Origin of the sequence: Ruegeria sp. ANG-R, assembly GCF_000813985.1 — a bacterium.
Classification (GTDB): domain Bacteria; phylum Pseudomonadota; class Alphaproteobacteria; order Rhodobacterales; family Rhodobacteraceae; genus Ruegeria.
On the sequence record NZ_JWLJ01000003.1, the window covers coordinates 239704 to 264971 of the forward strand.

A 25268-nucleotide genomic window follows, 5' to 3' on the forward strand; every position below is an offset into this window, starting at 1 on the left:
ACGGCCCCAACCTATATCGAATAGTGAATTTGAAGGATCGAATTGAATGACCGGCCAGACAGATCCCGCCACCCGCAAGAAAGCGATCATCGACCACCTGATGTCGTTGGAAGAACAGGAACTGGCAACTGCGCAGGCGCATTACGATGCGTTTCTGAAGGATTCCCAACTGGATGACCGGGAAGGGCACGACAAGGATGACATTGCCGCCTCGCGCGAAAATGCGGATTTGGCAGCAGCTTTCGACGCGCCGGTTCATGCGCATCACGCAAAGATTGACGTCATCGAGAACACTGATTTCAGCGTTACCGATACGGTACAGCCGGGGGCCGTGATCAAATTCAACAATCGTCGCTTCGTTGTGTGTGTTTCAACCACACGCTTTGAGGTGGACGGCAAAACCTATATGGGCATTTCGACCCAAAGCCCGATCTACCTGGCTATGGTCGGCCTGCAGGAAGGCGACGTGTTTACCCACAACGGGACCGAGTTCGAGGTTCAGGAGGTCCTGTAGTTCCGTGCCTTGCGCGCGGGAATGATCTGCTGCGCGATCCCGGCCGAGACCAGATACAGGCTGGTGATTACCAGTCCCCAATGGGCCCAACTTTCTGGGTGAAAATCGACCCATGCGGCCCAGCCAGCAAAGAAGGTCCAGGCAAAGGCCATCGGTAATGACAGCGTGCGCCAGCGCTCGGTCCTGACGGGGTGAATGAACTTGAGCGGCAGAAACATTGCCACTGCCAGCAATGTCACCAGAAACAGGATGATCCAGAAATTGGGCTCGAGCGCGAAGATCACGACGACGAACATGTTCCAGCAACCCGGGAAGCCGGAAAAAGAGTTATCCTTTGTTTTCATGCGCGTATCGGCAAAATACATGGCGCTGGTAAAGGTGATGACGATGATCGCGAACCAACCGGTCCAACCATCCATCAGTCCTGATTTGAACAGGGCAAAGGCCGGGATGAAGACATAGGTCAGGTAATCGATGATCAGATCCAGCAACACTCCGTCAAATTCCGGCGCGTTCTGTTTGACGTGATAATGTCGCGCAAGCGGTCCATCGATACCGTCGACGATGAACGAAACGACCAGCCACAGATACATCAGGCTCCATTTCTCTTCGACGGCAGCCAACATGGCCAACATTGCAAAAACGGCACCTGTCGCGGTGAAGAGGTGAACGGAAAGCGCTTTGAATCTGAGTGTCATGCTTGTGTCATGACCGAAGCAAGGCGTAGATGCAAAGCAAAAAGGGTCTTTATGTCACGCTTTCGGGTGCGTACGGTTGTAGACTTCCATCAACCTTGCGGTGTCCACAGCAGTATAGGTCTGCGTGGTCGAAAGCGAGGCGTGGCCCAAAAGTTCCTGTATCGCGCGCAGATCGCCGCCCGCAGAAAGCAAGTGAGTAGCAAAGCTATGGCGCATTGCATGTGGGGTGGCGGTCGCGGGCAGACCAAGCTGCATTCGTGCTTTGGCAACCACGGCCTGAATGATCCCCGGATTGAGCGGGCCACCACGTACACCCCGAAATAAGGCGGCATCCGCAGATTTGGGATGTGGGCACAGCCGGACATAGCGGTCGACTGCAGATCGGGCAGTGGGAAGGACCGGTACGATTCGTTCCTTGTCACCCTTTCCCGATATACGCAGTGTATCCGGCAGGGGGGCATCTGCTCCGGTCAAAGACAGCGCCTCGGATATGCGCAACCCACAGCCATAGAGCAGCGTCACCACAGCGACATCTCGTGCAGCTACCCAATCCGAAGAGGATTGCATTTCGACAGTATCGATCATCGCGCGGGCGGCATCTTCGGCCAGAGGGCGAGGGAGTTTCTTGGTGAACTTGGGCGCGCGAGTGGACAGGACCGCGGTGGGCTCGAACCCCTCACGCTCGGCCAGCCAGCGATAGAAGGTTTTGACGGCCGATAATTTGCGTGCCAATGACCGCGCGCCGACGTCCGAGTTACGCTGATCGGCCATCCAGGCCCGCATGTCCGACACAGTAATACGCTCCAGCGCGGCCAGCCCCTGACGTTCGTTATGATGCAGGGTCATGAAAGACAGAAATTCGGTTACGTCTCCACGATAGGCGTTCAGGGTGTTTTCAGACCGTCCCGACAGCGCCCCCAGACTGTCCAGCCAATGCTGCAGAGCATCGCGGCAGGCTGGGGAAATCAGGCTCACGACAGCCAGTGGCGCATCGAGCGTTCGAACACGCCAGCAAAAAAGGCCAGAAGATCGGTGCCGAGTTGAGGGGAAAAATGCCTCGGGTCGCGGGCGCCCATGACAATCATGCCCGGCAGACGGCCTGTTCCCAGGTCCAGTTTCAAACAGGCTTCGGATCGCAACTGATCGGCCTGTTCGCCATACACCTGAGGATTGGGATGGCGGATTTCGCGCAGAGTGACGTCGCGTGGCTGGCCGCTGCGATCAGAGGTCAGATACCTGTCGATGAAGCCGGGATCGGCCACGGTCAGAACACCGCCAAGCTGGTTCACGACGGGGTCATCGCGAACGACTGTGGTTTCGAGCACCAGCGTAATGTGGTCAACGCGTAGTATCTCAGCCACATCGTTGCCGAGTGCGCGCAGGAAATCTTCGAACTCGACCGGTTCCAGCAGTCGCAGAATCGCGCGATGCACTTGATTTGTGCCTGCCAGATTTTCGTAAGCTGCAGCAATGACCGAGCGGTGGGTGTCTTCGAGGCGATCAAGCCGTGCCTCGAGGCGCTGCATGGCGATGCCGCGCAGATCGATCACATTGTCGCCTCGTGCCTGTTCATTGGCCGCCACCAAGGCCTGCATCAGGTCTTTGTCATCCAGCACGGCGTCCGGCTCGGCCAGAATCGCGGCGCGAAGATTGTCCTTGAGTTTAGGATTGCTGCTCATGTCCCGTCCGGTCTTTTTTATTTTGGCGGCTTATACCACGGGTTGCCGGATTTGCCTCGGGAAAAATGCACAACTCAGGCGATTTTGGCGCCGTTGTGGCGGCGGCTCCCGCCTGCCATGCGCTGATCAAAGATCAGCTTTGGCCGTTGGGCCGGGCGCGGTGCCTGACGGCACCGCGCGGCTGTGCAGAGTATTAGAGGATTTTCTGACCGGTTTTGGCCCAATCGGCCAAGAAGGTTTCCAGGCCTTTGTCGGTCAGTGGGTGGTCGGCCAGTTTTTTGATCACGCCCGGAGGTGCGGTGATCACATCGGCACCAATGCGGGCGCTGTCGGTCACGTGGTTCACGGTGCGGATCGAGGCGGCCAGGATTTCGGTTTCATATCCGTAATTGTCATAGACCTGACGGATGTCAGCGATCAGATCCATACCGTCGAGGTTGATGTCGTCCAAGCGCCCGATGAAAGGAGAGATGAAGGTTGCGCCTGCTTTGGCGGCCAAAATTGCCTGATTGGTCGAGAAGCAGAGCGTGACGTTGACCATCTGGCCTTCGTCGGTCAGCGTCTTGCAGGTTTTCAAACCTGCCCATGTCAGCGGCACTTTGACAGCGATATTCGGTGCGATTTTGGCCAGCTTGCGGCCTTCGGCGATCATGTCCTCGGCTTCGGTTGCGACAACTTCGGCGGATACGGGGCCGTCGACCAGATCACAGATCTCTTTGGTGACTTCGAGGATGTCGCGGCCTGATTTCAGGATCAGCGAGGGGTTGGTGGTTACGCCGTCCACCATGCCCAGATCGTTCAGTTCGGCGATGGCGTCGATCTCGGCGGTGTCTACGAAGAATTTCATGAGGGCAGTCCTTTGATGGGTTGGCCTTGGTCGCGGATGGCTTTACCTCAAAGAGACCCCTGCTGGAACCCCCTGCGAAGGATAGACCGTGAGCGCTAACGGATTTTTCGACGAAGGAGAGCTTGTTGCGGTGCTGACAACGCAGCCGCTGGACCGGACGTTGGATTATAGAGCGCCCGAAGGTGGGTGCTTTCTGGGTGCGTTTGTCGAAGTACCTTTGGGTCCGCGCAAGGTTCTGGGTGTGGTTTGGGGACCGGGGCAGGGTGGCTTTGATCTGAACAAGGCGCGGTCGGTGATCCGGGTGCTTGAAGTTGCGCCAATGCGCGAGGAGATGCGCCTGTTCTTAGGAAAGGTGGCTGACTACACGCTTACGCCAATGCCCGCGATGCTGCGCCTTGCGACTCGCGCGCCGGGGTTGGGTGATCCGCCCTCGATGCGCAAAATCTATCGGTTGGGTGGTTCGGAACCGGATCGGATGACCGATGCGCGCACCCGTGTGCTTGAGGTATTGCGGGAATACGGGGGGCTGGCGTTCACTCTGAAAGAACTGGCCGAACAGGCGGGGGTAACGTCCTCAGTCGTCAAGGGCTTGGTAAAACAGGGCGCGGTTCGAGAAGAAGACAGCCCACGTGATCTGCCTTATCCCCATTTGGACCCTGATTTACCGGGCAAGGCGCTTACGGAAGATCAGGCGACTGCAGTCGCGAAGCTGCAAGCAGGTCAGCGGTCAGGTGATTACGGCACCACTCTGCTGAAGGGCGTAACAGGCTCGGGCAAAACCGAGGTCTATCTCGAGGCCGTGGCTGAGGCGTTGCGCCTGGGGCGGCAGGCTTTGGTTTTGTTGCCGGAAATCGCGCTGACCGCAGAATTCTTGACCCGCGTGGAAGCGCGTTTTGGTGCGCGCCCGGCGGAGTGGCACTCGGGTGCCACGATGACAGAACGTCGTCGGGTCTGGCGGATGGTCGGGCAGGGCGACGCGCAATTGGTGGTCGGTGCGCGATCTGCTCTGTTCCTGCCGTTTCGCGATCTGGGGCTGGTGGTGGTCGATGAAGAGCACGACACCTCATACAAACAGGAAGACGGGGTGCATTACAGCGCACGGGATATGGCGGTGCTGCGATCCTCGATCTGCGGTGGGCGCGTGATTCTTGCCAGCGCGACACCGTCGCTGGAAAGCTGGGCCAATGCCGAGGCCGGAAAGTATGATCGACTTGACCTGACCTCGCGCTTTGGTGAGGCAGTGCTGCCTGAGATGAAGCCGATCGACATGCGGGCCGAGCAGATGCAGCCGGGAACGTGGATTTCGCCCTCTCTTCGGCAAGCTGTGCAGCAACGGATCGAAAAGGGCGAGCAATCGCTGCTGTTCATCAATCGCCGCGGCTATGCTCCGGTGACGCTGTGCCGGGCGTGTGGGGAACAGATTGCCTGCGATCACTGCGACGCGCGGATGGTGGAACACCGGTTCCTCAAGCGCCTGATGTGCCATCAGTGCGGCGAGACCAAGCCAATGCCCGAGGCATGCCCCTCTTGTGGGGTCGAAGGTAAGCTGGCCCCGGTTGGGCCGGGGATCGAGCGGCTGGCGGAAGAGGCTGAGGCGACTTTCCCCGAAGCTAAGATCGCAATGTTAAGCTCTGATTTGTTTGGGTCAGCCCGGGCACTGAAGGCCAAGATTGAAGAAATTGCTGAGGGCGACGCCGATATCGTCATCGGAACGCAACTGGTGGCCAAAGGGCATAACTTCCCCAAGCTGACACTGGTCGGTGTGATCGACGCAGATCTCAGCCTGCACGGGGCTGACCTGCGCGCGGCCGAGCGGACGTTTCAACTGATGCGGCAGGTGGCGGGCAGGGCTGGACGGGCGGACAAGCCGGGGCAGGCCTTGTTGCAGACCTTCCAGCCAGAACACCCTGTAATTCGTGCAATCCTGTCGGGCGATGAAGAGGGGTTCTGGAGGACCGAAGCCGCAGGCCGTCAGGCCGCAGGGGTGCCCCCTTATGGCCGGATGGCCGGGATCGTGCTGTCGGGGCCAGAGGTCGGACCAGTCTTTGATATCGGTAATGCCATGGCGCGCAACGATGCGCCGTTGCGCGATGTCGGCGCTCAGGTCTTTGGACCGGCCCCGGCCCCGATTGCCCGTATTCGGGGGCGACACCGGGTGCGATTACTTGTGAAAGCCCCGAAAGGGGCACCCATTCAGGACGCCATCGCCCGCTGGATCGCCCCGTTGAAACTGAAAGGCGATACCCGTCTGACCGTGGATATCGACCCGCAAAGTTTCTACTGACCCCTGCATCAGCGCAGAGCTGATGTGCGTTGGCTGCTTTCCTCTCGCCAAAAGTGGTAAATGGGCGTAGAGCAGAGCCATGTTGAAACCCATGCTCCTGTCAGAGGCGCAGAGTCTCCCGCTCTGGCGCCGTCCTATGACGCTGTTGTTCGTGATGGCGCTGACCATGCCGATCGCGTTCAACGCGTGGAGTGCGCTGTTGAACAATTTCGTCATCGAGGCGGCGAATTTCGACGGGGCAGATATCGGCCTTTTGCACACGGTACGCGAAATTCCGGGGTTTCTGGCCGTGGGCGTGATTGCGGTGATCATCTTCATCCGTGAACAGGTTCTGGCCGCGATCTCGCTGATGATGCTGGGTGCCGCGACAGCGGTGACAGCCTGGTTCCCAAGTCTCGGAGGCTTGCTGTTTGTAACCTTGTTCAGCTCAATCGGGTTTCACTATTACGAGACGGTGAATCAGTCCCTTCAACTGCAGTGGTTGCCCAAGGATCGTGCCCCGCAGATATTGGGCTGGCTGGTCGCGATGGGATCTGCCGCGACGGCTGTGGTTTATGGGCTGATCGTGTTGACGTGGGACCGGTTCGACCTGTCCTATAACTTTGTGTTCATGGCTGCGGGCGGTGTGACCGTCTTGCTTGCATTATTCTGTTTGGTGGCTTTTCCGCAATTCGAGTCCCCCACACCTCAGACCAAGAAGATCGTGCTGCGCAAGCGCTACTGGCTATACTACGCTTTGCAATTCATGGCTGGTGCGCGCCGCCAGATTTTCATCGTTTTCGCCGGTTTCATGATGGTCGAAAAATTCGGCTTCGAGGTGCATGAACTCACCAGTCTCTATCTGATCAACCTGATGATCAATATGGCTGCCGCTCCGATGCTGGGCAAAGCGGTGGCCACATTCGGGGAACGCCGCACGCTGATTTTTGAGTATACGGGTCTCGCCATCGTCTTTGCTGCCTATGGCGGTATCTACTGGTTCGGTTGGGGCGTTTTGCTGGCGGCAATCCTGTACGTGATCGATCATGTGCTGTTCGCACTTGCGTTGGCCCTGAAGACCTATTTTCAGAAAATCGCCGACCCGGCGGACATTGCACCAACGGCTGCGGTGGCCTTCACCATCAACCACATTGCTGCGGTGTTCTTACCCGCGATTTTGGGTTTGCTTTGGGTGGTGTCACCTGGCGCGGTATTTGGTCTGGCCACCGCCATGGCGATGGTGTCTCTGGGCCTGTCGCTTCTGATTCCACGGCACCCCGAGCCGGGGAATGAAACGATCCTGACTAAATACGCGCCCGCGCCCGCCGAATAACCTCCAGCGCTTGACCTTGTCGCCGTGCGGCCCTACGCGCAGGGGAAGTTTGAGACAGGAGGCCCCCATGCCCACATTCACCGCGCTGACCACTTTGCCCAGCAAGACTGCAGCCGAAGGTCTTGGCGAGGCGATGGAGCGCCTGAATCCGGAACCCACCGGCGTAGGCGTGTTCGAGGTCGAGGACGGTTCGGGCCTGTGGGAGGTCGGTGGATATTTTACCGAAGCGCCGGACGAGACCGCCCTGGCCGTTCTGGCTGTCGCGTTCGAGGCCAAGCCCTTCGTGGTGTCAGAGTTGCCCGAAACAGATTGGGTGGCACATGTGCGTCGTGAACTGGCCCCGGTCGAAGCGGGCCGTTTCTTCGTCTATGGAAGCCATGATGCCGACAAACTGCCCGCAGGGCGTATTCCGCTGCTGATCGAGGCCGCGATGGCCTTTGGAACGGGTCATCATGGCACTACCCTGGGCTGCCTCAAAGCCTTGGATTACCTTCTGGATGAGGGGTTCGCCGCAACCAAGGTCGCCGATATCGGCTGCGGTACCGCCGTTCTGGCCATGGCCGCCGCGCGGATCTGGGAGGGTGATATCATCGCCAGCGACATTGACGAGGTTGCCGTCGATGTGGCTGCGGCCAACCTGAAGGCAAACGGCATGGCGGGTGCGGTTACCTGCGTCGAAGCGGCAGGTTTCGACCACCCGGACCTGAAAACACATGCGCCGTACGACCTGATATTCGCCAATATCCTCAAAGGGCCACTTGTGGCGCTGTCGCCCGAGATTTCAGCGAATCTGCGGCCGGGCGGGCAGGCGATCCTATCGGGAATCCTCAATGAGCAGGCCGATGATGTGATATCAGTTTATATCCAAAATGGATTTAATCTGGTTCGCAGGGATATGATTGGTGATTGGACGACGCTAATCTTAAGCAAACAGGGCTGAAGTAAGTCTATTTGCAGGAGATTTGTGGATTTTTGCCACGTTTTTGTCGCATTCTCTAATTACCGTCACTGAATGCAATCGAGGGGGCGGTTTTCGGAGGCTGCCATGACAGGAAAACAACTCGAATTTGATCAGCGCATTACGCGTTTGAGCAAGAAACACCAGAAACTAAGTCGCGGCTATCGGGCCACGATGCGTCCGGATGGGCTGGTGGTTATGAAGCCGCAGCGTATGCGGTCAGCCGTTTCAGCGAAGGTCTTGCTGCTTTGTCTGGTAGGTTTCTTCGCATTTAAGGCGTTTCTGCTGTCCCATCTCGGTCCGGCTGCCTATGAAACACGCGTCGAAAGCCTGAATCAGGGTACGCCTGTTGAACAAGCTGGCGCCTGGATTATGCAAGCCGACCCGGTGACCGCGTTTTTGTCCATGCATCTGAATAAAGTTTGGTTCTAGCCGGACCCCTTATACCCTCCTGAAAACAAAAACACCGCATGTCGTCCGACACGCGGTGTTTCTGTTCGCCCCACAGGGAGGAGGAAGGGGCGTATGAGTGATGGAGCGCTATCTTTAGCGGCGGCCTTCTGCAACAAGGTCGATGTCGCCGCGGCACAGTCCGATATCGTCCAGCTCGCGGTCGCTCAGACCGCTCAGCGCGTTGCGGGTTGCGCGGGCGTCATTCCATTCGGCAACGGTGTTTACAACCGATGCGAAAAATGCGCCGATACGGCCGACGAGGCCGAACGAGCCAGTGGTGGTGCGGGTGGTGTCCAGTGCAGCCATATCCTGTGTCCTTCTGGTTTGTGTTAAACTCTGATCTTGCGATCTGGCCGGCATTTAGTGATGTGTTTCGCTCCGCACAAGCGCAGAAATTGCATGTGTCCTATGCGTTTTTTGCAATGCTCGAAATCACTGAAAGCCCTTTAAATCATTGATTAATTCCCCTTCAGAAATGCGTCGAAAACGAACCTGACACGGTCGCAAACAGACCGGGATAAAGCAGCTGCGACATGGATGTCGGTTTTGGGAAGCCAATCGATTTCCTTGGAAAATGTTCATGCTTCGTGCTAATCGATGAAAAAAGATCACACGAACCCGAGCAGGCCGAGTCAAAATATGCGAATTCTGGGCATTGATCCGGGGCTTAGAACCCTGGGATGGGGCGTCATCGAATCGCATGGCAGCCGCCTGAGCCACGTTGCCAACGGATTGTGCAAATCGGACGGAGATGATCTGGGTGAGCGGCTGCTGTCGCTGCACAATCAAATCGTCGAAGTCATAGCCGAGCATACTCCGGATCAGGCCGCTATTGAGCAGACCTTCGTCAACAAAGACGGTGCGGGCACGCTCAAGCTGGGTCAGGCGCGCGGCGTTGCGCTTTTGACGCTGGCGCAGGCGGGCTTGCCGGTCGGGGAATATGCTCCTAACCGAGTGAAGAAGACCGTCGTGGGTGTCGGTCATGCCGAAAAAGAACAGGTTCTGCATATGGTCAAGCTGCAGCTGCCTGGCTGTTCGCCCAAGGGGGCGGACGCTGCGGATGCTTTGGCGATTGCAATTTGTCATTCCTATTATGGGGCCGCACCGCAGGCACGGATGAAAGAGGTACGCGCATGATAGGCAAGCTCACTGGACGGCTGGATTACCGCGCCGCGGATCACGTTCTGATTGACGTCCGGGGGGTCGGCTATATCGTCTATTGCTCGGATCGCACCATGGCGTCCCTGCCGGGGGTGGGTGAGGCCATGTCGATTTACACCGATATGGTCGTGCGCGAAGACCTGATGCAATTGTATGGCTTCCTGTCGCTGGTGGAGAAGGAATGGCATCGGCTTTTGTGTTCTGTGCAGGGCGTCGGGGCGAAGGTTTCGCTGGCGATCCTCAGTGCGTTGGGGCCGGATGGGGTCAGCCGGGCGATTGCCTTGGGAGATTGGGGCGCGGTCAAGGCTGCAAAGGGCGTTGGACCAAAGACGGCGCAAAGGATAGTGCTGGACCTGAAGGACAAGGCCCCCGGCGTGATGGCCATGGGCGGCACCGTGACCGAGGCGACGGACGGTCCGGCGCTTGAGGTGGTTGAAGTGGTCGAGCCTGCATCTGCGCCAAACCGCATGGCAAAACCGGCTTCTGGCGCTGCTGCGGCGTCGGCCGGGGCATTGTCGGCGCTGGCCAATCTGGGATACGGACCATCGGAGGCCGCCTCGGCGGTGGCGGAGGCGGCGGCCAATCTGCCTGATGCGGGTGAGGCTGAGTTGATTCGTGCCGCGCTGAAACTGCTCGCTCCGAAAGGGTAACTGAATGGTAGATGCTGATCCCGCCCTGCGACCCGAACCGATGCCCGAAGACAATGACCGCGCCCTGCGCCCGCAGGGGTTGGACGAGTTTATTGGCCAGGCCGAAGCACGCGCCAATCTTCGCATCTTTATCCAGTCGGCCCGGCAGCGGGGCGAGGCGATGGATCATACGCTGTTCCATGGCCCTCCCGGATTGGGCAAGACAACACTGGCCCAGATCGTGGCGCGCGAGTTGGGGGTGAACTTTCGCATGACCTCGGGGCCGGTGCTGGCCAAGGCGGGAGATCTGGCGGCGATCCTGACCAATCTGGAATCGAGGGATGTGCTGTTCATCGATGAGATTCACCGCCTGAACCCGGCGGTCGAAGAGGTGCTCTATCCCGCGATGGAGGACTTCGAACTGGATCTGGTGATCGGAGAAGGTCCGGCGGCCCGAACCGTCAGGATCGAATTGCAGCCCTTTACGCTGGTCGGGGCGACGACCCGGATGGGGCTGCTGACGACACCGTTGCGGGATCGGTTCGGAATTCCGACGCGGCTGCAGTTCTACACCGTTGACGAACTGCATGAGATCGTCACCCGCAATGCCCGCAAGCTGGGCGCACCGGCCGATAACGAAGGCGCGCGCGAAATCGCGCGGCGGTCGCGCGGGACACCGAGGATCGCAGGGCGGCTGCTGCGGCGGGTTGTGGATTTTGCAATTGTCGAAGGCGATGGGCGGATTACCCGCGAATTGGCGGATGGCGCGTTGACCCGGCTGGGCGTCGATAATCTGGGATTGGATGGCGCGGATCGTCGGTATCTGAAACTGATTGCCGAAAACTATGCCGGCGGGCCTGTGGGAATTGAGACGCTTTCAGCGGCCTTGTCCGAGAGCCGCGACTCGCTGGAAGAAGTGATCGAGCCGTATTTGCTGCAACAGGGTTTGATCCAACGCACGCCGCGGGGGCGGATGTTGGCGCAAAAAGCGTGGACGCATCTGGGGATGAAGGCGCCCAAGGGGCAGAGTGATTTGTTTGAATAGCTTTCGTGTATCAAAATATGGCTGAGAACCTGCGGGACCTGACCGAACTGGCTCGGGCAGTTTCGGACATCTATGCAAAGCGTTTTGAGATCGACCGCGACGCTGCATGGTATCTTGGCAAAATGACTGAGGAACTTGGGGAGGTTACATCTGCCTACCTCAAACACTCGGGCAGAGGGCGCGGCGTCTGCGGGCACGATGATCTGGCGGATGAGGTCGGCGATTTGCTGGGTTTCTTGTTGTTGTTCGCAGAATGGCAAGGCATAGATCCGGGTGATGCATTAAGGCGCAAATGGGAAAAGCACTTGGGGGTCGGAGCGTGACACCGGATGAGATCGAGGCGCTGTTTACCCGCGAAAGCGGTGAGTTTTTGTTTGCGCGTTGGGGGCGGCCCATCGTGCCGGTGGTCTTTGGTGTCGAGGATGAGACGCTTGCCACCGTCAAAGGCGCGTTCGAGGCCGTGGTCGCACTGGCGGGTCATCAAATGGCTGAGACCGACCCGGAATTGGGCGTCAATTGTATGGTCTTCTTTTTTCGGGATTGGCAGGAACTCCCACAAGTGCCCGATCTGGATCGGCTGATACCCGACCTTGCACCCTTGGTTGATCGCCTGGTTGCGGCGGACGCCAATCAATACCGGATATTCCGGTTTGAAGAAGATGGCTCCATCCGAGCAGCCTTTGTGTTTTTGCGAATGGATAAGGAACTGTCCGAAGTTCCCGCTGAAACTCTGGCGCTAAGCCAGGTCGTGCAAACCATGCTGCTCTGGTCGGATATAGCCTTTCGCAGCGCCTCACCCCTGGCGATTGCGGGTGATGCGACGATCCTGCGACCCGATATCGCCGCGCTTATCCGCGCCGCCTATGATCCGGTTTTGCCGGGTGCGGCGCAGGACAGCTCTCACGCGTTGCGCCTGTTTGCAAGATTGGAGCCGCCGCAATGAAACACCTCTACCCGGTCCGCGTGTATTACGAAGACACCGATATGGGAGGGGTCGTTTATCACGCGAATTATCTGAAATTCATCGAGCGCGCCCGATCAGACTGGGTGCGCAAGCTGGGCAATGACCAGAACGCGATGCGGGACGCGGGGATCGTCTGGGTCGTGCGTCGGATCGAGGCCGATTATCTGGCAGCAGCGAAATTCGAGGATGAGTTGATGATCGAGACGGATGTTGTTTCGCTGTCTGGTGCGCGCTTGACCATGTCTCAACTGGTCAAGCGGGGGGAAACCGAAATATTTCGCGCGGTTGTTACCGCCGTGTGTATGAACAAACAGGGCAAACCGGTGCGCCTTCCGGCAGAGATTCGCGCATTGATGTAACAAATTGGCCTTTCCGGGTGGTTCTGTTGGCTTTTCGTGACCAACTGCTTTAGCGTTTGGCAAAACAAGGCCAAATGGCTGTCAGGCAAAAACAAAAGAGCAGGTTCATGGAAGCTGAAACGCTGGCGCTGGCGCAGGAGATCGACTTCTCCATGTGGGGGCTGTTTGCCCGCGCGACATTCATCGTCAAGGTGGTGATGCTGATTCTCGTGGTCGCATCGTTCTGGTCTTGGGCGATCATCATTCAGAAGCTGATCAACTACCGCGCGGCGCGGCGCGAGGCGCAGGTGTTTGATGAATCGTTCTGGTCGGGCAACCCACTGGATGAGCTGTTCGAACAGATCGGAACACAGCCCAGTGGCAGTTCGGAGAAGATATTCGCGGCCGGAATGATCGAGTGGCGGCGCTCGCACCGGACGGACGGCGGACTGATCGCCGGGGCGACGGCGCGGATTGACCGCTCGATGGATGTGGCGATCGCGAAAGAGGCTGAAGGGCTGCAGAAGGGGTTGTCCATTCTGGCGACCGTGGGTTCGACCGCGCCATTTATCGGACTGTTCGGCACAGTCTGGGGTATCATGAACGCATTCATCGAGATAGCCGAACAGCAAAACACCAACCTGGCCGTTGTGGCCCCCGGTATTGCCGAGGCTTTGCTGGCCACGGGTTTGGGCCTGCTGGCCGCGATCCCTGCGGTGATTTTCTATAATAAACTCAGCGCCGACAGCGATCGGATCGTAGGGGGTTACGAAGCCTTTGCCGATGAGTTTGCAACCATCCTGTCACGCCAATTGGATAGCTGACGATGGGCGCGGCGGTTCAGCAATCCTCGGGCGATAACGGGCGCAGGCGCGGACGGCGGCGCGGGCGTGCGCAGCCGATGGCCGAGATCAATGTGACACCCTTTGTGGATGTCATGCTGGTGTTGCTGATCATCTTCATGGTGGCGGCCCCGTTGCTGACAGTCGGTGTGCCTGTTGACCTGCCAAAGACAGCCGCGAGCGCCTTGCCCGGCGATAACGAAGAACCTTTGACCGTGACCCTGACAGCAGATGGCCGGGTGCAGATCCAGACAACGGATGTTCAACGCGATGAGTTGATCGGCAAGCTGCGCGCGATTGCGGCTGAGCGCAGCAGTGACCGGGTTTTTCTGCGTGCCGACGGAGCTATCCCATATGCGCAGGTGATGCAGGTCATGGGTGCGCTGAATGCAGGCGGGTTCTCCAACGTAGGCCTTGTGACCGATACCGGCGGGCCGACGCTGGACGAAGGGTGAGAGTGAGGTCGCGCGGTGGAGACCGGCACCAAGATTTCGGCAATTGCGCATGTCGGCCTGATTGGCTGGGCGCTGTTCGGCGGCACTTTCCGGTCCGAGCCGTTGCCGATGGCAGTGCAGGATGTCACTGTGATCTCGGCTGAGCAGTTTGCTGCAATGACCGCGCAGCGGGAGGCACCAGAGGTGCCGACCGATCCGGTTGAGTTGCAACAGCCCGCACAACCTGATGAGATCGAAACTCCTGAGCCGATGCCGGAAGAGCCGCCAGAACCGGAACCTGTTGCCCAACCAGAACCGGAGCCCGAGCCCGAGGTTGAGCCGGAGACTGTGGACATATCTCCCGAACCCGAATTGATCGAACAGCCCCCGACGCTGGAGGAGCCGGAACCCGAGATGGCAGCACTTCCAAGCCCTCCTGGCCCGGAGGCGGAACCGAGCCCAGCCGACAAAATTGCGCCCGAGCAGATTGCCCCGCCACCGCCAGAGGCCAAGCCCGATGATGTTGAGACCCCGCCTGTCTCGCTGGATGAAGGGGCGGAAACCCAGCAGGAACAGCAGGATCAGACAGCACCCGAAGAGGCCGCGCCCGAGATCGTGACCGAGGCCGAAGAAGTCGATGATCCGGCGCCCCGGACCTCACCCCGTCCGCGGGTGCGCCCGAACCGCCCTGCACCGACGCCCGAACCGGAGGTTGCTGAAACGCCCGAAACTGCTCCGACCGAGCCCGCGCAAAACGAGCAGGCGATCAATGACGCGCTTGCCGAAGCGCTTGGCGGCGGGACCGAACCATCCGGTCCGCCGCTGACGAGCGGTGAAAAGGATGCGATGCGGGTTGCGGTATCGCGGTGTTGGAATGTTGGATCGTTATCTACGGATGCACTCGAGACAGTTGTTGTTGTTGGCTTTTCGCTGAGCCGTGACGGCAAGGTAGTCGATGGCAGTCTGCGGATGGTAGGCAGTTCCGGCGGTTCGGATGCGTCGGCAAAACAGGCCTACGATACAGCCCGACGCGCGATTTTGCGCTGCGGGTCTAAAGGATATGACCTGCCTGCTGACAAATACGATCAATGGCAGGATATTGAGATTACATTCAATCCCGAGAGGATGCGGATCAAATGATGAAACTTCTGACCAGCCTCTTAGTTGGCCTTACTATTCTGTCAGCCCCGGTCTACGCCCAAAGCGGACCGTTACGTCTGGAGATTGACGAAGGCATCATTGAACCAATGCCGTTTGCGGTGCCGAGCTTCGTGCCGGATGGACCGTCGGCGGCACAATATGCGCAGGATATCTCGCGTGTGATCGTGTCGGACCTGACGGGAACGGGGCTATTCCGCGAAATCTCATCAGATGCTTTCATCAGCCGCGTCAGCAGTTTTGATGCACCAGTGCAGTTCGCCGACTGGAAGGCGATCAACGCGCAGGCTCTGGTGACCGGGGCGGTCAATGTATCGGGTAAGCGTCTGACCGTCCGGTTCCGGGTCTGGGATGTGTTCTCGGGTCAGGAACTGGGCAATGGGTTGCAATTTGCGGGCACCACCGACGGCTGGCGGCGCATGGCGCATAAGGTGGCCGACCAAGTCTACACCCGGATCACGGGTGAAGGCGCCTATTTCGACAGCCGCGTGGCGTTTGTGTCGGAAAGCGGGCCGAAGGATCAGCGGCGTAAACGGCTGGCCATCATGGATTATGACGGCGCGAATGTGCAGTACCTGACCGACAGCGCTGCGATCGTGTTGGCCCCTCGGTTCTCGCCCACGGGTGACCGTCTGCTTTATACTAGTTATGAAACGGGACAGCCGCGTATCTATCTGCTGGATGTGGGCCGCGTGAAACGGCAGGAACTGCCGACGCAGGAAGGCACGATGAGCTTTTCGCCGCGATTTTCACCTGATGGCCGTTCAATCGTTTATTCTCTGACGCAGGGCGGAAACACCGATCTGTGGAAGATGGATCTGGCCTCAGGTCAGAGTGTGCGGTTGACCAATACACCGGCGATTGAAACCGCGCCCAGCTATTCCCCGGATGGCAGCCGAATCGTGTTTGAAAGTGACCGCTCGGGCACTCCGCAGCTGTATATCATGCCCGCCACTGGGGGCGAGGCGACACGGATCAGTTTCGGGCAGGGTCGTTATGGCACGCCGGTCTGGTCACCGCGCGGGGATTTGATTGCGTTTACGAAGCAAAATAAAGGACGCTTCCATATCGGTGTAATGCGCACAGATGGCAGCGAAGAACGCCTATTAACCGCCTCGTTCCTGGACGAAGGCCCCACATGGTCGCCCAACGGGCGCGTCATCATGTTCACCCGCGAAACGCAGGGGGCAAGCGGTCGGTCGACGCTGTACTCCGTGGATATTTCGGGCCGCAACCTGCGCCCCGTGCGGACGCCGGATGGCGGTAGTGACCCCTCCTGGGGGCCATTGCAGAATTGATTGGAACCGATGGCGGGTAAAGTTCACAACAAACCCGCAATGTGATAGAAGCGCGGCAATAAACAACGAAACACGAGGCACTTGAGATGAAACTGTTGAGCAAAGTTGCGGCTATCGGGGCGCTGACCCTGATTGCTGCCTGTTCCAATAATGATCCGTCGGCGCTGGGCGGAGGCGCTGGGGGCGGCGGCGCGCTGGTCCCGGGCTCGCCCAGTGATCCGCGCTCGCCGGCTTATTTCCAACAGACGGTTGGTGACCGGGTCCTGTTCGCGGTCGATCAGTCCACACTCAGCCCGCAGGCGCAGACCATCCTGCAGGGGCAGGCGGATTGGCTGCTGGCCAACCCGGATTTCGTCGCCAATATCGAAGGCCACGCCGACGAGCAGGGCACACGCGAGTACAACCTTGCCCTTGGCGCCCGTCGGGCAAATGCGGCGCGTGAGTACCTGATCTCGCGCGGGGTTGCGGGCAATCGGCTGACCACCGTCAGCTATGGCAAGGAACGCCCAATCGAAATTTGCAGCACCGAGGAATGCTATTCCAAGAACCGTCGCGCGGTGACGGTGCTGACCGGTTCAACCTTGGGGTAAGATGATGCGATTTGCAGGTTTGGTTCTGGCGGCGGTTGTGGCCGTCGCTGGTGTGGCACACGCACAGGATCAGCAGACGCTGGCGGATATCCGTCAGGAACTGACTGTGCTGCATGTGGAAATTCAGCGTCTCAAGCGCGAGTTTTCGACCACCGGCTCGCCCGCGCCAAACCTGTCGGGCAGCTCGGTGCTGGAACGTGTGGACGCCATCGAGGCCGAGTTGCAACGGCTGACGCGCCAGACCGAGCAGTTGAATCAACGGGTGCAGAATATCGTGACCGACGGCACCAACCGCATCGGCGATCTGGAATTTCGTCTGGTTGAGCTGGAGGGCGGCGACCTGAGCACATTGGGCGAGACGTCGACGCTTGGTGGTGAAACGCAGACAGATGTTGCCGTGGCGCCGTCACCCACGCCGAGCCAACCTTCGGTCGCAGATCAGGGAGAACTTGCCGTAGGCGAGCAGGCGGATTTTGATGCTGCCTCACAGGCATTGGCGGATGGGGATTTCCAGGCGGCGGCCGAGCTGTTTGCGCAGTTTGACCAATCCTATCCCGGCAGTCCGTTGGCCAGCCAAGCCAATCTGCGGCGCGGGCAGGCGCTGAAAGGGGTAGGCGATACCCGGGAAGCTGCGCGTGCCTTCTTGGCCAGTTTCACCGGCGATTCCGAAGGCCCTCTGGCCCCCGAGGCGCTGTTCGAACTTGGCGCGGCGCTTGGACGATTGGGGCAGACTGATCAGGCCTGCATCACGCTCGGTGAGGTTGGCGTGCGGTTTCCGAGCTCGGCGCCCGCGACTTCGGCTACGCAGGAAATGGCAACGCTGGGCTGTTCTTGACCTTTGACGCCGATACGCTTCGGGCTGAACTTCGGGCATGCTTGCCTGACCCGCTGCCACGGCGGCTGGGCGTGGCGGTTTCGGGGGGCGGCGATTCGACGGCGCTGATGCGTCTGCTGGCAGACCTCGCGCAGCACGAGCAGATTGACCTGTTCGCGGCAACCGTCGACCATGGCCTGAGACCTGAATCAGCCGATGAAGCTTTGGCTGTCTCGACGCTGGCGCAGCGCTGGGATATCCCGCATGAAACGCTGACATGGCAGGGTTGGGATGGAACCGGTAACCTGCAGGATCAGGCACGGCGTGCGCGCTATCGATTGCTGACCGCATGGGCCCGGACGAAGGGGCTTAACACGATAGCACTGGGCCACACGGCGGATGATCAGGCGGAAACCGTCCTGATGCGACTGGCCCGCGCCGCCGGGGTGTCGGGTCTGTCCGCAATGGCGAGCGCACGCAAAGAGCGCGGGGTCACGTTGTTGCGCCCTTTGCTTGCGACAACCCGGGCAAGTTTGCGCGCATATCTGAGGGCGCAGGATATCCCCTGGGTCGACGATCCATCGAATCAGGATCAGCGCTTTGACCGGATCAAAGCCCGTAAGGCGCTTTCGGGGCTGGATCAGATCGGCATCACGGTCGAGACATTGTCACGGGTTGCTGATAATCTGGCACAAGCGCGTGAGGCTCTGGCGCACTACGCGCGGGAATCCGCTCTCCGCTTTGTGCGGGTCGTGGATGGGGATTTGTGCGTCGATCGCGATGGATTCGATGGGCTGCCCCAAGAAATTCGCCGCCGCATTGTTGTCGCATCCGTCTTCTGGATCGCGGGCGGAGAGTATCCGTCGCGCCGGAAAGCGGTGGATCGGGTCCTGGATGCGATATCATCCGGTCAAACGGCGACCTTGGGGGGGTGTATTCTGATCCCCGAAAATAAAAAAACATGGATTTGCAGAGAGCTAAACGCCATCAGCAATGAGGTGGCGCACCCTGCTGAGCTTTGGGATCGGCGCTGGATCTTAACCGGTCCCAAAGCCGAGGATGCGAAAATCCGCGCTCTGGGCGAAGATGGCATTTTGCAGCTTGAAGACTGGCGCTCGGCGGGCAAACCCCGCACTGCGCTATTGTCGACCCCTGCGGTGTGGGCCGGAGGTACCATGGTGGCTGCGCCTCTTGCTGGTTTCGCGAATGGATGGCAGGCCGAGATGCGATCCGAGAGGTCTGACTTCGCCGCAGTGATTTTATCGCATTGAACCTGCCACAATCCTCTCTATTTTAAGGAGTAACTCCGGCAGGTCGCCACCTGCCGAAACCTTTCGGGAGATTTTCCTTGGGCAACGCTCGCAACATCGCCTTCTGGGTCGTTCTGTTTCTACTGATCCTCGCACTGTTCAACCTGTTCAGCGGACCCAGCGGTTCGCTTCAGGGCAATGAAAAAACCTACTCTGATTTTGTGACCGCTGTCGAAAGTGGCGAGGTGAACAAAGTCACGCTGGACGGTGAGCAGATTCGCTACACGACTCAAAACGGCGCCAGTTATACGACGATCAAACCCGGCGACGCCGAGGTTACCAAGCTGCTGATCGACAAAAACATCCCTGTTGAGGCTGTGAAACAGCAGCAGTCGGGGTTCCAGTCGTTCCTGATCACACTGCTGCCCTTCCTGTTGCTGATCGGTGTCTGGGTCTACTTCATGAACCGGATGCAGGGCGGCGGCAAAGGCGGAGCGATGGGTTTTGGCAAGTCCAAGGCCAAGATGCTGACCGAAAAGCATGGCCGCGTGACATTTGACGATGTGGCGGGCATCGACGAGGCCAAGGAAGAACTGGAAGAGATCGTTGAATTCCTGCGTAACCCGCAGAAATTCTCGCGCTTGGGCGGTAAAATCCCCAAAGGCGCACTGCTGGTTGGCCCTCCGGGTACTGGTAAGACGCTGTTGGCCCGTGCGATTGCGGGTGAGGCGGGTGTGCCGTTCTTCACCATCTCGGGGTCTGACTTCGTTGAGATGTTCGTGGGTGTCGGCGCGAGCCGTGTCCGCGACATGTTCGAACAGGCCAAGAAAAACGCGCCATGTATCGTGTTCATCGACGAGATCGACGCAGTGGGTCGCCATCGCGGCGCCGGCTATGGCGGCGGCAATGACGAACGCGAACAGACGCTCAACCAGCTGCTGGTTGAGATGGACGGGTTTGAGGCCAACGAAGGTGTGATCATTCTGGCCGCGACCAACCGTAAGGACGTACTGGACCCGGCTCTGCTGCGTCCGGGCCGCTTTGACCGGAACGTGACTGTTGGCAATCCCGACATCAAAGGTCGAGAGAAAATCCTGGGCGTTCACGCGCGCAAGACCCCTCTGGGCCCCGATGTTGATCTGCGTATCATTGCACGTGGCACACCGGGTTTCTCAGGTGCTGATCTGGCGAACCTCGTGAACGAGGCCGCTTTGATGGCCGCCCGTGTGGGCCGTCGCTTTGTCACCATGGAAGACTTTGAGAACGCCAAGGACAAGGTGATGATGGGGGCTGAGCGCCGCTCGATGGTGCTGACTCAGGATCAGAAGGAAAAGACTGCCTATCACGAGGCTGGTCACGCCGTTGTCGGCCTGACCCTGCCGTTGTGTGATCCGGTCTACAAGGCGACGATCATCCCGCGCGGTGGTGCACTGGGCATGGTTGTGTCGCTGCCCGAGATGGACCGCCTGAACTATCACCGTGATGAATGTGAGCAGAAGCTGGCTATGACCATGGCGGGCAAGGCGGCAGAGGTTATCAAATACGGTGAAGATCATGTGTCGAATGGCCCTGCCGGTGACATCATGCAGGCCAGCCAGCTGGCACGTGCCATGGTGATGCGCTGGGGTATGTCCGACAAGGTCGGCAACATCGATTATGCCGAGGCGCATGAAGGCTATTCGGGTAACACCGCCGGGTTCTCGGTCTCGGCACATACTAAAGAACTGATCGAAGAAGAAGTGAAGCGCCTGATCCAGCAGGGTTATGAACGAGCGCATCAGATTCTGACCGAGCAAAACGAAGGCTGGGAACGTCTGGCTCAGGGGCTGCTTGAATACGAGACCCTGACTGGGGACGAGATCAAGCGGGTCATGAATGGTGAATCACCGACCGAAGGTGACGACGAAGGTGACAGCCCGGATCAGGGCAGCGCGCCTAGTGTAACCGCCATTCCGAAGACAAAGGCGAAGAAATCCCCGCCTGATGGCGGGATGGAACCAGAGCCTTCCGCGTAATCCAGAAAAACCCGGGCCAAGCCCGGGTTTTTTTTTATGTTGTTCTTTCCTTGGCGACCGGGTCTACAGTTCGTGTCCATTAGGAGGCGAAAGAGGTGATGTATGCCGGTGCTGCGCGAAACTGAATATCAGGCCGAGGTCGTCTGGTTGGGGCACGTTCCTGCGCGGCAATCCCTGCGCGCCGAAGCAGTGGAAACCTTATGTCTTGAGTTCTCGGGTGATCGCGGCGCGCGTCACGAGGGGGTGAATCGCGCATCCTGTGTGCGGGTCAAGAATCTCTATCCGCAGGGCACCGAAATCCGAAATGTTCGCCAACTGACCATTCTTTCTGTCGAGGAAATGGATGCCATCGCCGCTGAAATGGGATTGGAACGGTTGGACCCCGTACATCTCGGGGTCAGCATCGTTTTACGTGGCATTCCCGATTTCACCCATGTGCCGCCATCGTCGCGCCTGCAAGTGGCGGATGGCTTGACCCTGACGATCGATATGGAAAACCGACCTTGTGTCTTGCCTGGACGCGAGATCGAGTCCGAGAGTCCAGGTTACGGAGCTGCCTTCAAGCCCGCCGCGCAGGGGCGGCGGGGCGTCACGGCCTGGGTCGAGCGTCCGGGTCAACTCAGACTTGGCGATACACTGAAACTGTTTGTTCCGGATCAGCGTCCCTGGGCACCATAAGACCTTAGGTTTCCCATAGAAGACCCCGGAAATGACCCGACGCCGTTTCACGGCATGATTATGTCGGAATCCATATCCATTAATTCGGTGTACAAAGGTATGGAATGCTCAGCGCCGACGCCCGTGCGTCGGTTTTGCACGGAATTCAATCAGGGACCCTGCCCAATGAGCTACAAATCCGACATTGAGATTGCCCGCGAGGCGAACAAGAAGCCGATTCAGGAGATCGGTGCGAAGATCGGCATCGATTCGGCTGATCTGCTGCCTTACGGCCATGACAAGGCAAAGGTCAGTCAGGACTTCATCAATTCGGTTCAGGACCGTGAGGATGGCAAGCTGATCCTTGTGACCGCGATCAACCCGACCCCTGCGGGTGAGGGCAAGACAACCACGACCGTTGGTCTGGGTGACGGTCTGAACCGCATCGGCAAGAACGCGATGATCTGTATCCGCGAAGCCTCGCTCGGCCCGAACTTCGGTATGAAGGGCGGCGCTGCAGGTGGCGGTTACGCGCAGGTAGTTCCCATGGAAGAGATGAACCTGCACTTCACAGGTGACTTCCACGCCATCACCTCGGCCCACTCGCTGCTGTCGGCGATGATCGACAACCACATCTACTGGGGCAACGAGTGCGAGATCGACACCCGCCGCGTGGCATGGCGTCGTGTGGTCGACATGAACGACCGCGCTCTGCGTCAGATCACGGCGTCTCTGGGTGGCGTGTCGAACGGCTTCCCGCGCGAAGCAGGTTTTGACATCACCGTTGCATCCGAAGTCATGGCAATCCTTTGCCTGGCAAACGACCTGAAAGACCTGGAAAAGCGTCTGGGCGACATCATCGTTGCATACCGCCGCGACAAAACCCCGGTTTACTGCCGCGACATCAAAGCTGAAGGCGCAATGACCGTATTGCTGAAAGACGCAATGCAGCCGAACCTTGTGCAGACGCTGGAAAACAACCCGGCCTTTGTCCATGGCGGCCCGTTCGCCAACATCGCACACGGCTGTAACTCGGTCATCGCAACCAAAACCGCGCTGAAAGTCGCCGACTATGTCGTGACCGAAGCTGGTTTCGGTGCCGACCTGGGTGCCGAGAAGTTCATGAACATCAAGTGCCGCAAGGCGGGCATCGCTCCGTCGGCTGTGGTGCTGGTTGCCACCGTGCGTGCGATGAAGATGAACGGCGGCGTTGCCAAGGCCGATCTGGGTGCGGAAAACGTTGATGCGGTCAAGTCCGGCTGTGCCAACCTGGGCCGTCACATCGAGAACGTGAAGTCGTTCGGTGTACCGGTTGTTGTCGCCATCAACCACTTCGTCACGGACACCGACGCCGAGGTGCAGGCAGTCAACGACTACTGCGGTGAACATGGTGTCGAGGCGGTTCTGTCGCGCCACTGGGAGCTGGGCTCGGAAGGCTCGGCACCGCTGGCCGAGAAGGTGGTTGAAATCGTCGAAGGCGGCAGCGCCAATTTCGCTCCGATCTACCCCGACGACATGCCACTGTTCGAGAAGATCGAAACCATCGCCAAGCGCATCTACCGCGCCGACGAGGTTCTGGCTGACAACAAGATCCGCAACCAACTGCGCGAGTGGGAAGAAGCGGGCTATGGCAACCTGCCGGTCTGCATGGCGAAAACCCAGTACTCGTTCTCGACCGACCCGACATTGCGCGGCGCGCCCACGGGCCATTCGGTTCCCGTGCGTGAGGTTCGCCTGTCAGCAGGTGCCGGTTTCATCGTGGTTGTCTGCGGCGAGATCATGACCATGCCCGGTCTACCCCGCAAACCCGCAGCCGAAACCATCTGCCTTAACGACGCAGGTGAGATCGAGGGCTTGTTCTAAGCCGCTGAATAAGACATCTCGTGGTCCGGGGATATCCCCGGGCCGTGAGGAGAACAGAATGCCCACCCTTACACCGCCGCAAGACTGTCATTCGATGCAGGAATTGCGGGTTCAGATCGACAAGCTGGATCGCCAACTGATCGAGATGTTGGTGACGCGCGCGGGTTATATCGACCGCGCATCCGAGCTGAAACCCAGCGAGGGCCTGCCCGCCCGCATCCCGGACCGGGTCGAAGAGGTGGTACGGAAGGTGCGCGCCGGTTCTGATGAAGCGGGGATGGACCCGGATTTGGCCGAGCGGCTGTGGCGCATTCTGATTGACTGGTCGATCGCGCGCGAAGAACGTGTGCTTGGAAACGAATAGAGATCGGGCGCGCTTTGCGCCCGTTTGGCTTTTGAAAGAAGGGATCAAAGGATGGTAGCGCAGGTTATCGACGGAAAAGCCTTTGCCGCCAAGGTGCGGGCGCAGGTGGCCGATCAGGTGGCGAAGCTGAAAGAGGAAAACGGCATCACACCCGGCCTGGCCGTGGTTCTGGTGGGCGAAGACCCGGCCAGCCAGGTCTATGTCCGCTCGAAAGGCAAAATGACCGTCGAGGTCGGCATGAACTCGTACGAGCACAAGCTGGACGCGGAGACTTCCGAAGAAGATCTGCTGGCGTTGATCGACAAGCTGAACAACGATCCCGCAGTACACGGCATTCTGGTGCAGTTGCCGCTGCCAAAGCACCTGAACGAGGATCTGGTGATCAATTCGATTGATCCTGCCAAGGATGTGGACGGGTTCCACATCTCCAACGTGGGCCTGTTGGGGACCGGTCAGAAGTCGATGGTGCCCTGCACACCGCTGGGCTGCCTGATGATGCTGCGCGACCACCATGGCTCGCTGTCCGGCATGGATGCGGTTGTGATTGGCCGGTCGAACATTGTCGGCAAGCCAATGGCGCAATTGCTGCTGGGTGACAGCTGTACCGTGACCATCGCGCACAGCCGCACCAAGGACCTACCGGACGTTGTTCGCCGTGCGGATATTGTTGTCGCCGCCGTGGGCCGCCCCGAGATGGTACCGGGTGACTGGATCAAGGAAGGCGCAACCGTGATTGATGTGGGTATCAACCGGATTGAGCGGGACGGCAAGAACAAACTGGTCGGCGATGTCGACTACGCCAGTGCCGCCGAACGCGCTGGCGCGATCACCCCGGTTCCCGGCGGTGTCGGCCCCATGACCATCGCTTGCCTCCTGGCGAATACGCTCACCGCTGCGTGCCGCGCAAATGGTCTGCCAGAGCCCGAAGGGCTAACAGCATAACTGCCGCGCCGGGGTCTAAACCGGGCGCAACCCGAATATGCTGATGAGCCGGAGAGCGGATATGCTCTCTGGCTCTTTTGTATCTAAAGGCAAGGTCTCTTGTCCGCTCAGCTAACTGGTTGACCCGGGATCAGTCGGTAATAGACCTTCTGTTCCAGC

General features: G+C 59.1%; 28 protein-coding genes. 23 read left to right on the top strand and 5 right to left on the bottom strand.

The genetic code is table 11. The features are described from left to right. The first annotated feature begins 46 nt into the window (after positions 1-46). A complete protein-coding gene (locus RA27_RS11485) occupies positions 47-514 on the top strand; it encodes a hypothetical protein (RefSeq protein WP_039538786.1) in 468 nt (155 codons plus the stop codon). On the opposite strand, the gene RA27_RS11490 is transcribed toward RA27_RS11485, so the two are convergent. The 4 genes from RA27_RS11490 to fsa form a co-directional block, all read right to left on the bottom strand. Beyond that, positions 499-1212 carry a CDP-alcohol phosphatidyltransferase family protein gene (locus RA27_RS11490; protein WP_039538789.1) on the bottom strand — a complete coding sequence of 238 codons (714 nt, stop codon included), beginning with the start codon at positions 1210-1212 and terminating at the stop codon, positions 499-501. The two genes, RA27_RS11485 and RA27_RS11490, sit on opposite strands and share 16 nt — an antisense overlap. Before the next feature lie 54 nt (positions 1213-1266). Continuing rightward, positions 1267-2187, bottom strand: a complete 921-nt coding sequence (locus RA27_RS11495; protein ID WP_039538792.1) for a tyrosine recombinase XerC — start codon at positions 2185-2187, stop codon at positions 1267-1269. Further along, positions 2184-2891 carry a DUF484 family protein gene (locus tag RA27_RS11500; protein WP_039538795.1) on the bottom strand — a complete coding sequence of 236 codons (708 nt, stop codon included), beginning with the start codon at positions 2889-2891 and terminating at the stop codon, positions 2184-2186. The genes RA27_RS11495 and RA27_RS11500 overlap by 4 nt, the downstream gene beginning before the upstream one ends. Positions 2892-3084: 193 nt before the next feature. Then, positions 3085-3738: a fructose-6-phosphate aldolase gene (gene fsa, locus RA27_RS11505; protein WP_039538798.1), complete on the bottom strand. Its 654-nt coding sequence runs from the start codon at positions 3736-3738 to the stop codon at positions 3085-3087. 88 nt (positions 3739-3826) lie between these two features. Here fsa and RA27_RS11510 point away from each other — a divergent pair, with 88 nt between their 5' ends. The 4 genes from RA27_RS11510 to RA27_RS11525 all read left to right on the top strand — a co-directional run bounded on the left by RA27_RS11510 (position 3827) and on the right by RA27_RS11525 (position 8724). Beyond that, positions 3827-6022, top strand: a complete 2196-nt coding sequence (locus RA27_RS11510; RefSeq protein WP_039538800.1) for a primosomal protein N' — start codon at positions 3827-3829, stop codon at positions 6020-6022. Between the two features lie 79 nt (positions 6023-6101). After that, on the top strand, positions 6102-7334 hold the full coding sequence (locus RA27_RS11515) for an MFS transporter (protein ID WP_039538803.1): 1233 nt from the start codon (positions 6102-6104) through the stop codon (positions 7332-7334). Positions 7335-7401: 67 nt separating this feature from the next. After that, the gene (locus RA27_RS11520; protein WP_039538806.1) at positions 7402-8274 is read left to right on the top strand and encodes a 50S ribosomal protein L11 methyltransferase; all 873 of its coding nucleotides are present in this window, start codon (positions 7402-7404) and stop codon (positions 8272-8274) included. A gap of 105 nt (positions 8275-8379) precedes the next feature. Further along, positions 8380-8724: a hypothetical protein gene (locus RA27_RS11525; protein ID WP_039538809.1), complete on the top strand. Its 345-nt coding sequence runs from the start codon at positions 8380-8382 to the stop codon at positions 8722-8724. Positions 8725-8838: 114 nt separating this feature from the next. Here RA27_RS11525 and RA27_RS11530 read toward each other — a convergent pair whose 3' ends face one another. Continuing rightward, the gene (locus RA27_RS11530; protein ID WP_039538812.1) at positions 8839-9051 is read right to left on the bottom strand and encodes a DUF1127 domain-containing protein; all 213 of its coding nucleotides are present in this window, start codon (positions 9049-9051) and stop codon (positions 8839-8841) included. A gap of 333 nt (positions 9052-9384) precedes the next feature. Here RA27_RS11530 and ruvC point away from each other — a divergent pair, with 333 nt between their 5' ends. The 18 genes from ruvC (at position 9385) to folD (ending at position 25109) form a co-directional block, all read left to right on the top strand. After that, positions 9385-9882, top strand: coding sequence for a crossover junction endodeoxyribonuclease RuvC (ruvC, locus tag RA27_RS11535; protein ID WP_039538815.1), 498 nt, complete (start codon positions 9385-9387; stop codon positions 9880-9882). Beyond that, the gene (gene ruvA / locus RA27_RS11540) at positions 9879-10556 is read left to right on the top strand and encodes a Holliday junction branch migration protein RuvA (protein WP_039538818.1); all 678 of its coding nucleotides are present in this window, start codon (positions 9879-9881) and stop codon (positions 10554-10556) included. The genes ruvC and ruvA overlap by 4 nt, the downstream gene beginning before the upstream one ends. 4 nt (positions 10557-10560) lie before the next feature. Further along, positions 10561-11580, top strand: a complete 1020-nt coding sequence (gene ruvB, locus RA27_RS11545) for a Holliday junction branch migration DNA helicase RuvB (protein ID WP_039538822.1) — start codon at positions 10561-10563, stop codon at positions 11578-11580. A 17-nt stretch (positions 11581-11597) separates the two neighbouring features. Continuing rightward, positions 11598-11903, top strand: a complete 306-nt coding sequence (locus RA27_RS11550) for a MazG nucleotide pyrophosphohydrolase domain-containing protein (RefSeq protein ID WP_039538824.1) — start codon at positions 11598-11600, stop codon at positions 11901-11903. After that, positions 11873-12523: a hypothetical protein gene (locus RA27_RS11555; RefSeq protein ID WP_052265266.1), complete on the top strand. Its 651-nt coding sequence runs from the start codon at positions 11873-11875 to the stop codon at positions 12521-12523. The genes RA27_RS11550 and RA27_RS11555 overlap by 31 nt, the downstream gene beginning before the upstream one ends. Next, positions 12520-12903, top strand: coding sequence for a tol-pal system-associated acyl-CoA thioesterase (gene ybgC / locus RA27_RS11560; protein ID WP_039538830.1), 384 nt, complete (start codon positions 12520-12522; stop codon positions 12901-12903). Before RA27_RS11555 ends, ybgC begins: the two co-directional genes overlap by 4 nt. A 107-nt stretch (positions 12904-13010) precedes the next feature. Continuing rightward, a complete protein-coding gene (tolQ, locus tag RA27_RS11565; protein WP_039538832.1) occupies positions 13011-13706 on the top strand; it encodes a protein TolQ in 696 nt (231 codons plus the stop codon). 2 nt (positions 13707-13708) lie between these two features. Next, complete coding sequence (gene tolR, locus RA27_RS11570; RefSeq protein WP_039538835.1) at positions 13709-14179, top strand: protein TolR; 471 nt, start codon at positions 13709-13711, stop codon at positions 14177-14179. 15 nt (positions 14180-14194) lie between these two features. Next, the gene (locus RA27_RS11575; RefSeq protein ID WP_039538837.1) at positions 14195-15298 is read left to right on the top strand and encodes a hypothetical protein; all 1104 of its coding nucleotides are present in this window, start codon (positions 14195-14197) and stop codon (positions 15296-15298) included. Next, positions 15295-16614, top strand: coding sequence for a Tol-Pal system beta propeller repeat protein TolB (gene tolB / locus RA27_RS11580; RefSeq protein ID WP_039538840.1), 1320 nt, complete (start codon positions 15295-15297; stop codon positions 16612-16614). The genes RA27_RS11575 and tolB overlap by 4 nt, the downstream gene beginning before the upstream one ends. 86 nt (positions 16615-16700) lie before the next feature. Next, a complete protein-coding gene (gene pal / locus RA27_RS11585) occupies positions 16701-17204 on the top strand; it encodes a peptidoglycan-associated lipoprotein Pal (protein ID WP_039538843.1) in 504 nt (167 codons plus the stop codon). A gap of 4 nt (positions 17205-17208) precedes the next feature. After that, positions 17209-18039: a tol-pal system protein YbgF gene (gene ybgF, locus RA27_RS11590; RefSeq protein WP_039539062.1), complete on the top strand. Its 831-nt coding sequence runs from the start codon at positions 17209-17211 to the stop codon at positions 18037-18039. Beyond that, positions 18036-19289, top strand: a complete 1254-nt coding sequence (gene tilS / locus RA27_RS11595) for a tRNA lysidine(34) synthetase TilS (protein ID WP_039538846.1) — start codon at positions 18036-18038, stop codon at positions 19287-19289. The genes ybgF and tilS overlap by 4 nt, the downstream gene beginning before the upstream one ends. Before the next feature lie 77 nt (positions 19290-19366). After that, complete coding sequence (gene ftsH / locus RA27_RS11600; RefSeq protein ID WP_039538851.1) at positions 19367-21283, top strand: ATP-dependent zinc metalloprotease FtsH; 1917 nt, start codon at positions 19367-19369, stop codon at positions 21281-21283. A gap of 102 nt (positions 21284-21385) precedes the next feature. After that, positions 21386-21961 carry a sulfurase gene (locus tag RA27_RS11605; RefSeq protein WP_039538855.1) on the top strand — a complete coding sequence of 192 codons (576 nt, stop codon included), beginning with the start codon at positions 21386-21388 and terminating at the stop codon, positions 21959-21961. A 165-nt stretch (positions 21962-22126) separates the two neighbouring features. Continuing rightward, on the top strand, positions 22127-23803 hold the full coding sequence (locus RA27_RS11610) for a formate--tetrahydrofolate ligase (protein WP_039538857.1): 1677 nt from the start codon (positions 22127-22129) through the stop codon (positions 23801-23803). A 58-nt stretch (positions 23804-23861) separates the two neighbouring features. Next, a complete protein-coding gene (locus RA27_RS11615; RefSeq protein ID WP_039538859.1) occupies positions 23862-24167 on the top strand; it encodes a chorismate mutase in 306 nt (101 codons plus the stop codon). Positions 24168-24218: 51 nt separating this feature from the next. After that, a complete protein-coding gene (gene folD / locus RA27_RS11620) occupies positions 24219-25109 on the top strand; it encodes a bifunctional methylenetetrahydrofolate dehydrogenase/methenyltetrahydrofolate cyclohydrolase FolD (protein WP_039538862.1) in 891 nt (296 codons plus the stop codon). The last annotated feature ends 159 nt before the right edge of the window (positions 25110-25268 follow it).